The sequence below is a fragment of the Hansschlegelia beijingensis genome (genome assembly GCF_045505405.1).
GTDB classification, from domain to species: Bacteria; Pseudomonadota; Alphaproteobacteria; order Rhizobiales; family Methylopilaceae; genus Methylopila; species Methylopila beijingensis_A.
In genome coordinates this window covers 1-588 of sequence record NZ_JBJKEX010000704.1, presented here as the reverse complement: position 1 = coordinate 588, position 588 = coordinate 1, and the positions used below count along the sequence as shown (strand labels likewise).

Annotated in this window: 1 protein-coding gene; it reads right to left on the bottom strand. The window is 71.1% G+C overall.

The annotated features are described in order from the left end of the window. Positions 1 to 47: 47 nt before the first annotated feature. On the bottom strand, positions 48 to 588 hold a 541-nt coding region (locus ACIKT0_RS19715), incomplete at its 5' end, for a nickel/cobalt transporter (RefSeq protein WP_407106938.1).

Below are 588 nucleotides of genomic sequence, written 5' to 3'. Positions count from 1 at the left end.
GAGAGGTGCAAGCTTTGAATCGAAGCCCCAGTAAACGGCGGCCGTAACTATAACGGTCCCTGCACGAGCGCGGGGTTCACGCCGTGCTCATGGGCGCAATCCGGGCCATGGACATGGACCGGCAGGCCGCGCGCCGCGCGCATCAGGCCGCGCCCCTTCCGCCACAGCAGGAGAGCGCCGAGCGCCGTGATCGCCGCGTAGCTCGCGGCCTCGAGCCAGTAGGTGGCCGCTCCCATCGCAACGCTGGTCGCTCCCAAGACGACGGTGAGCGCTCCCACGACGAGGATCGCGGTGATGGCCTGCGCGAGCGCCGCCAGCGAAGACAGCGCCACCCCGCGCCGGAAGCCTTCGCCGGTCGCGACGAGATAGGACGAGATCACCGCCTTGCCGTGGCCCGGGCCTGCGGCGTGGAAGACCCCATAGGCGAAAGACAGGCCGACGAGCGACCACAGGGCTGCGGGATCCGTGCGCAGGGCTCGGATCGCCTGCGACAGCGCCTGGTAGAACAGCGACTGCTTGGCGGCCATCCAGGCGAACACGCCGGTCGGCTCGCCCGCGCCGGCGGCGTCGGGGCGCCCCACGCCGAAC